The following is a 7,653-nucleotide window of genomic DNA, read 5'->3' as shown; positions in this document are numbered from 1 at the left end:
TCGGCATCGCCCTGCTGGGGCTGCTGGTGAACCTGGCCTGTGCCTGGCTGCTGAAGGACGATCACGGCCACCACCACGGGCACGACCATGGCCACGGTCATCATCATGACCACCATGATGATCATCACCACGACCATGATCATCATCACGGCCACCAGGATCTGAACCTGCGCGCCGCCTATCTCCACGTGCTGGCGGACGCGGCCACCTCGGTGCTGGCCATACTGGCGCTGGTGGGGGGCATGCTGTGGGGGGCCGACTGGCTGGATCCCCTGATGGGCATAGTGGGGGCCGCCCTGGTGGCGGTGTGGGCCGTCGGCCTGCTGCGGGACACTGGCCGGGTCCTGCTGGATGCGGAGATGGATGCGCCCCTGGTGGCAGAGATCCGCGAGGTGATAGCCGAGCTGCCACAGACCGAGATCCGCGATCTGCACGTCTGGCGGGTGGGTCAGGTGCAGTATGCGGCCGTGCTGTCGCTGCAGATGGGCACTCCGCTCCCGGCCCGGGCGATCCGCGATCGGCTCGCCATTCACGAGGAGCTGGTGCACCTGACCATCGAAATCGCCGAAGCCTGAGGCCGGGTCAGCGCCCCCCCTCGCCGTCCCCAGGCTCCTGCCAGAGGGAGCCCAGCATCAGCCTGAGCAGCAGCCCCGGCGGATCGTCGAGCAGGCTGCCTGGCTCCAGCAGCAGGTGGCCGTCGGCGCGAAAGCCCAACCTGGCGTGGACCGTGCCCTCCTCGTCGCACACCTGGAGGATGCCGGTCAGGGCGCCCCCCTCGCCGGGCTGGCAGCGCAGCCTCAGTTCTCGCGGCTCCCCCAGCAGGGTGAAGGCGCGGGCAAGGGGTGGGCTCTCCTCGTAGTCGGGCCAGCTGAAGAAGTGGTAGCGCTCGGCGAGCGCCCCCGCCTGCTGGCAGAATTGGTCGAACAGCTGGGCAATCTCCTGATACTCCTGATCCAGCCGTTTCGCCTGCTCCTCGATCCGTTTCATCCCCATGGCTCCTTGCTATCCAGTTGATTGGACATCGGTTTCTCTGGCATGCGTCCCGCTCTCTGCTGGTATGAGCCGAAAGAGGCGAGCGGTCTGTGAGCGCGATCCAAGTTTCGTTATGAAAACGTTATCTTGTTGAAACGGATTGGTTTTTTTTGCCCATCCGCTCACATTTACGACAATCCCTGCTGATTAATATGACACCGCTCGGCCACGACCGGGTACCTCGAGTATCGAGACCAACTACAGCGGGAATTATAAAAAAATGGATATGAAAAAGACCAAGGTGGCGCTGGTAACAGCCTCACTGCTCGCGCTTTTGTCAGGCTGTAACGACAACAGTTCTTCCTCTTCTACCCCCACCCCCCAGGATGAGCCTGCCGCTCGTCTTCCCAATGTCCAGCCCCCGGCCGAGCTGCTGACGGCCGGTCCCGACGAGGCCGTGATCGCCCTGGTGGATACCCAGAGCAGCGCGGCGCGCGGGGTCACGGGCCCCTTCGCCAACCACAGCCTGCACCTGTGGAACAACGACGCTTGCAACGCGACGGCCGAGAGCGGCCTCAACAGCAGCTGGGATGACAAGAGCAAGACGCCGTCCGAGGCGGACAGCTTCGGCCCGGCCTGGGTCGTGCCGCTCAGCAAGATGGAAGGCTGCATCAACTTCATCGCCCGCAACGGCGATCTCGCGAACCTGACCGGCAGCGACATGAAGGTGGTCTTCAGCGATCACCCGGATCGCACCGTGGCCATCGTGGCGGGCAAGAGCGAGATCTTCGGCAGCCGGGCCGAGGCCTTCACCGCCGCCTTCGGCGTGGCGGGGGCCAGCGCCCACCTGATCGACGGCAACACCCTGATCTGGCAAGGGGGCAAGGACAAGCCCTATGTGCGTCTTTACTACACCGAGTCCGGCACCATCACCGCCAACAGCGACGGCGTGTTCGACTTCCCCTACATCAAGCTGACCCCGACCAGCCTGAGCGAGGAGCAGCAGGCCAAGTACCCGCACCTCAAGGATGCCGCCGCCTTCGCCCTGCCCGCCGGGCAGGACCTCAAGCCCCTGCTCAAGGGTGAGCTGGTGGCCATCGGCACCGATGCGGACGGCATCCTGCAGGGCGCTACCCTGGTGCAGAGCGCCGGCGCCCTCGACGCCCTCTACAGCGAGGCCGCCACCAAGCTGGCCTACGGCGCCGTGGTCGAGGGGGGCAATGTCACCTTCCGGCTCTGGGCACCGACCGCCAAGTCGGTCAAGCTGGCGCTGTTCGACGAGCAGCACAATGCCATCGGCGAGCGGGCCATGACCCTGGACGAGGCCAGCGGCAGCTGGAGCGTACAGGGGGGCAGCGATCTGGTGGGCAAATACTATCGCTACGACATCCAGGTCTATCACCCGGTCAGCCGCAAGCTGGAATCCTATCAGGTGACCGACCCCTACTCCCTGAGCCTGGCGATGAACTCCGAGTTCAGCCAGGTGGTGGATCTCGACGATCCGGCCCTCAAGCCGGACGGCTGGGACAGCCTGAAGGCCCCCCACAGCCAGCAGAACCCCGCCGACATCACCATCTATGAGGCCCATGTCCGGGATCTGACCGGCAACGATGCCTCGACCGATGCAGACAAGCGCGGCAAGTTCCTCGGGCTGACCCAGCCCGACAGCGTGCCGGTCAAGCACCTGCAATCCCTGGCCAAGAGCGGCGTCAGCCACCTGCACCTGCTGCCGGTGTTCGACATCGCCACCGTCAACGAGGATCCGGCCAAGGTGGCCAACATCGGCGACGACTTCAGCAAGCTGTGCGAGGTCAACCCCGAGGTCAAGAGCTCCAAATTTGCCAGCCACTGCGGCGGCGGTGAGACCATCGAGGCCGTGCTGGCAGATCTGCAAGCCAGCGACAGCAAGGAGAACCCGGTCGTGCAGGAGCTGTATGGCTATCTGCGCGGGGTGGACTCCTTCAACTGGGGCTATGACCCTTACCACTACACCACGCCGGAAGGCTCCTACGCCACCAATGCGGAGGGGAAGACCCGGATCAAGGAGTTCCGCGAGATGGTCATGGCCATCAAGCAGAACATCGGCATGAACGTGGTGATGGACGTGGTCTACAACCACACCAACGAGGCGGGGCTGGGTCCGAAGTCCGTGCTCGACAAGATAGTCCCCTGGTATTACCAGCGCCTCAATCCGGAGACCGGCTCGGTGGAGAACTCCACCTGCTGCTCCAACACGGCGCCGGAACACGCCATGTTCGCCAAGCTGATGGATGACTCCCTGGTCACCTGGGCGCGGGACTACAAGATCGACGCCTTCCGCTTCGACCTGATGGGCCACCACCCGAAAGATCAGATGGTGCAGGCCCTGGCCGAGGTGAAGAAGGTCAACCCGGACATGTACTTCTACGGCGAGGGGTGGAACTTCGGCGAGGTGCAGGATGACAAGCGCTTCGTGCAGGCGACCCAGAAACACCTGGCCGGTACCGGCATCGGCTCCTTCTCCGACCGGCTGCGGGATGCGGTGCGCGGCGGCAGCCCGTTCGACGGCGGTGAAGCCATTCGCAAGACCCAGGGCTTTGGCAACGGTGCCCTGGTGGATGCCAACGAGCTGGATGGCGTCGATCTCGCTACCGCCCTGCACCAGTCCGACCTGGTGCGCCTCGGCATGGCGGGCAACCTCAAGGAGTTCGTGCTGACCGACAAGGACGGCGTACCCAAGAAGGGGTCCGACATCGACTACAACGGTCAGCCTGCGGGTTATGCCCAGGATCCGACCGAAATCCAGAACTACGTCGACAAGCACGACAACCAGACCCTGTTTGACAACCTGGTCTACAAGGCGCCGGAAGGGGCCGATCTGGTACGGATGCAGGGGGTATCGCTCGCCACCGCCATGCTGGGGCAGGGCATTCCCTTCACCCACGCCGGGGTGGAACTGCTGCGTTCCAAGTCCATGGAGCGGGACAGCTACGACTCCGGCGACTGGTACAACAGAGTCGACTATACCCTGGCCGACAACAACTTCGACAAGGGGCTGCCGCGCAAGGACAAGGACGAGGCCAACTACGAGCTGATCGAGCAGGTGCTCGGCCAGCACGCCAAGCCGGGGTCGGCCGAGATGCAGCAGATGATGGGCTTCTACCAGGAGCTCTCCGAGTTGCGTCAATCCTCCCGTCTGCTGCGTCTGGGCAGCGGTGCCGAGGTGATCAAGCGCGTCGACTTCCGTAACACCGGGCCGGATCAGGTGCCGGGTCTCATCGTGATGACGGTGGATGATGGCAGCAAGGCTGGCGCGGATCTGGATCCGGCCATCGACGGCCTGGTGGTGATGATCAACGCCACCAGCCAGAGCCAGAGCATCGGCGACTTCCGTGACGGCGACGATCAGCCCATCGATCTGGCCGGCATGGTGCTGAGCGGGGCCCATCACGGCGCTGGCAGCATCGCCAGCGGCGCTGCCGTGGGGAACGGTGAGCTGACGCTGGGGGCCTGGTCCGCCGCCGTCTTCGTCAAGCCGCAGAGCGGCGCCCAGGGCGCGGGTCTGCCGGTGAGCAAGAAGACGGATCTGAGCACCTTGCCCCCCTTCGGTGACACCGAGGTGTTTGTCCGTGGTTTCCTGGGGACCTGGGATCCGGTCAACAAGATGAGCTTCAGTGGTAACTACACCTATGAGTTCACCACCGAGGTGACGACGGATCAGCTGGGGACGACCCAGGTGAAGATCGCCGGCAGCGACTGGGGTGGCCCCATCAACTACGGCAAGTGCAGCGATACCGACCAGCTGGCGACCGGCCAGGTCAGTGCGCTCTGCGCCAATGGCGGGGATCTGCCGTTCAACGTGGACAAGGCGGGCACCTACAAGTTCGTCTTCACCGCCATGAACAAGGACAAGCCGACCTTGAGCGTCAGCTACACCGAGCCAGTGCAGAGCTGCAAGGTGCTGGACACGGTGGCGGGCAATCCGCTGGGCTTCCCGCTCTACGTGCGCGGCAGCCTGAGTGACTGGCAGGCACAGCCGGCCTATCAGCTGAGCTACAAGGGGATGGAAGGCAACCTCGCCATCTACCAGGCCGCCTTCAACTACGCGGGCAGCTTCGACTTCAAGTTTGCCAACGACGATGGCAACTGGAGCAAGCAGTTCTTCGTCAAGGATGCCGGCGGCACCCTGATCGCACTGGAGCCGGAGCAATCCTACCCGCTCCAGCACGGCGATGGCGGCATGGGCAACAACAGCATCACCCTGGCGCAAGGGCTGTGGAGCTTCCTGGTCAAGGTCGATCCGACCAAGACCTCCGGCGAGGTGGGCACCGTCATCGTCCAGGAGTGCAGCGCCAAGTAAGCAACCCCATCGAGCCCGGGGCCGGCTCGGCAGCCCAGGGTTGAATTCCGCCTCGCCAAGGGCGGGATAACACCGAGAGAGTAAGCAAAGCGCGACTGCCGCCCGGCAGGCGCGCTTTTTCTTTGCCGCCGTCGCGGGAGAGGCAATAAAAAGCCGCCCCGATTGGGGCGGCTGTTGGTTGTGCCGTTAACGGCTGGCTTAGCGCTTGCGCAGCAGGCGCAGGGCGTTGGCGGTGACCAGGGCGGTGGCGCCGGTATCGGCCAGCACCGCTATCCACAGGCCGGTGATGCCGAACAGGCTGGTGACCAGGAAGATGGCCTTGAGCCCCAGGGCCAGCGCTATGTTCTGGTGGATGTTGGCGAGCGCCGCCCGCGACAGCCGGATCATGGCGGCGACCCCGCCGAGCTGGTTGTGGGTCAAGGCCGCGTCCGCGGTCTCCAGCGCCACGTCGGTGCCGCCCCCCATGGCGATGCCGATGCTGGCCCGCTTCATGGCGGGGGCGTCGTTGATGCCGTCGCCGACCATCGCGACCTTTTGCGTCAGACCTAGCTTGGCGATCTCATCGACCTTGCCCTCCGGCAGCAGGCCGGCGCGCCAGCCCATGCCGAGCTCGCCGGCGATGGCCTCGGCGGCGCGGGGGTTGTCACCGGTCAGCATGATGCTCTTGAGCCCGAGCTCGCCCAGCTCGCGCAGCGCGGCGACGGCCTCCGGCCGGATCTGGTCGCGCAGGGCCAGCAGGGCCGCCGGGGCGGTGTCAGGCTGGCCAAGCACCACCACCGTCTTGCCCTGTTGCTCCAGGGTGGCGACCCGGGCCTGCACCGCCGCATCCAGAGTGGCGACCCGGCTCGGCGCCAGCAGATGCCAGAGAGTGCCGCCTATGCGGCCTTCCACGCCCATGCCGGGCAGGGCGCGCAGATCCTGAGCGGCGGCGGGGCTGATGCCCCGTTCGCCGGCCGCCATCACCACGGTGCGGGCCAGGGGGTGGTGGGAGCCCTGCTCGATGGCCGCCGCTAGTGCCAGCAGTTCGGCCTCAGGCTGGCCATTGAGGCTCACCAGTTCGGTCAGCTGCGGCTTGCCCAGGGTCAGGGTGCCGGTCTTGTCAAAGGCCAGGGTATCGATGTGGGCGAGGCGCTCCAGGGCCGCCCCCCCCTTGATCAGGGCCCCCTGGCGGGTGGCTGCCGCCAGCGCCGAGGTGACCGCCGCCGGGGTGGAGATGACCAGGGCGCAGGGGCAGCCGATGAGCAGCAGCGCCAGGGCGCGGTAGATCCACTCGTCCCAGCTCTGGCCGAAGGCGAGCGGGGGCACCAGCATCACCAGCAGGGCGACCAGCATCATGGCCGGGGTGTACCAGCGGCTGAAGCGGTCGATGAAGCGCTCGATGGGGGCGCGCTGGGTCTCGGCCTCCTCGATCAGGTGCAGGATGCGGTCGATGGCGTTGTTGCCGGGCTCGGAGACCACCTCGAGGCGCAGCACCCGATCCGCCGCCAGACTGCCGGCGGGGACCTTGTCACCCCGGCGGTGCTCCACCGGGATGGATTCGCCGGTCAGGGCGCTCTCGTCGAACGCCCCGAGGGCGTCGAGCAGGCGGGCGTCGGCGGGCAGGCGGGCGCCCGGTGCGATCTCGATGACGTCGCCTGGACGCAGCTGGTCGGCGGCCACCTCTTCACGCCGCTCCCCGTCGGGCGTCTTGCGGATGCGCAGCGCCTTGTCGGGCACCAGGGCCATCAGGGCGGTGACCCCGGCCCGGGCGCGACCGGCGGCGTAGGCTTCCAGATGTTCCCCCAGCATGAAGAGCAGCAGCACCATGGCCGCCTCGGCGGTCTCGCCGAGGAAGAGGGCGCCCACGGCGGCGACTGTCATCAGGGTCTCGATGGCGAAGGGGGAACCGCTTCGGGTCAGCGCCCAGGCCTTGCGGGCGACGGGCCACAGGCCCCAGAGGGTGGCCAGGGTAAAGATGGGCTGGCCGATCGCCTCTGGCAGCAGGGCCGCCACCCCCATCAGGCCGGCCAGCGACAGGGGCTGCCAATACTTGCCGAGCAGGTTGCCAAGCGGGGTCGCCAGAGCAGCGCCTGTGGCGGTCTGTGCCTGCTTTTCATCCAGCTCCCCCTTGAGCCGGAAGCCGGCGGCCAGCACGGCGGCGGTGACGGGGTCGGGGGCCTGGCCCGGGGCGAGATCCACCACCAGCTTCTCGGTGGCGAACAGCACGCGAGCCTGCTGAACCCCTTCGACGCGGCTGACGGCCGTCTCTATCTTGCGGGCGCAGCTGGGGCAGTCCATCCCCAGCACCTGCCAGCTGTGACGGCGGCTGTCGCGGGTGGGGGCAGGCAGGTGCTGGGGATGGA

Annotated in this window: 4 protein-coding genes; 2 read left to right on the top strand and 2 right to left on the bottom strand. The window is 66.4% G+C overall.

The window, feature by feature from the left end; all coding sequences use genetic code 11:
- Positions 1–575, top strand: a 575-nt coding sequence (locus BN1136_RS16115) for a cation diffusion facilitator family transporter (RefSeq protein WP_043808909.1), incomplete at its 5' end; no start/stop codon positions are given.
- A gap of 7 nt (positions 576–582) precedes the next feature.
- On the opposite strand, the gene BN1136_RS16110 is transcribed toward BN1136_RS16115, so the two are convergent.
- A complete protein-coding gene (locus BN1136_RS16110; RefSeq protein ID WP_043757876.1) occupies positions 583–987 on the bottom strand; it encodes a hypothetical protein in 405 nt (134 codons plus the stop codon).
- Between the two features lie 265 nt (positions 988–1,252).
- On the opposite strand from BN1136_RS16110, the gene pulA reads away from it, so the two are divergent.
- Entirely contained in the window at positions 1,253–5,311 is a 4,059-nt protein-coding gene (gene pulA, locus BN1136_RS16105; protein WP_043757879.1) for a pullulanase-type alpha-1,6-glucosidase, read from the top strand.
- 198 nt (positions 5,312–5,509) lie between these two features.
- Here pulA and BN1136_RS16100 read toward each other — a convergent pair whose 3' ends face one another.
- On the bottom strand, positions 5,510–7,639 hold the full coding sequence (locus BN1136_RS16100) for a zinc/cadmium/mercury/lead-transporting ATPase (RefSeq protein WP_082035004.1): 2,130 nt from the start codon (positions 7,637–7,639) through the stop codon (positions 5,510–5,512).
- Positions 7,640–7,653: the final 14 nt, after the last annotated feature.

The sequence above is a fragment of the Aeromonas taiwanensis genome, assembly GCF_000820165.1.
GTDB lineage: Bacteria > Pseudomonadota > Gammaproteobacteria > Enterobacterales > Aeromonadaceae > Aeromonas > Aeromonas taiwanensis.
The sequence above is the reverse complement of the archived record's forward strand: the minus strand, read 5'-3'. Positions and strand labels throughout refer to the sequence as shown.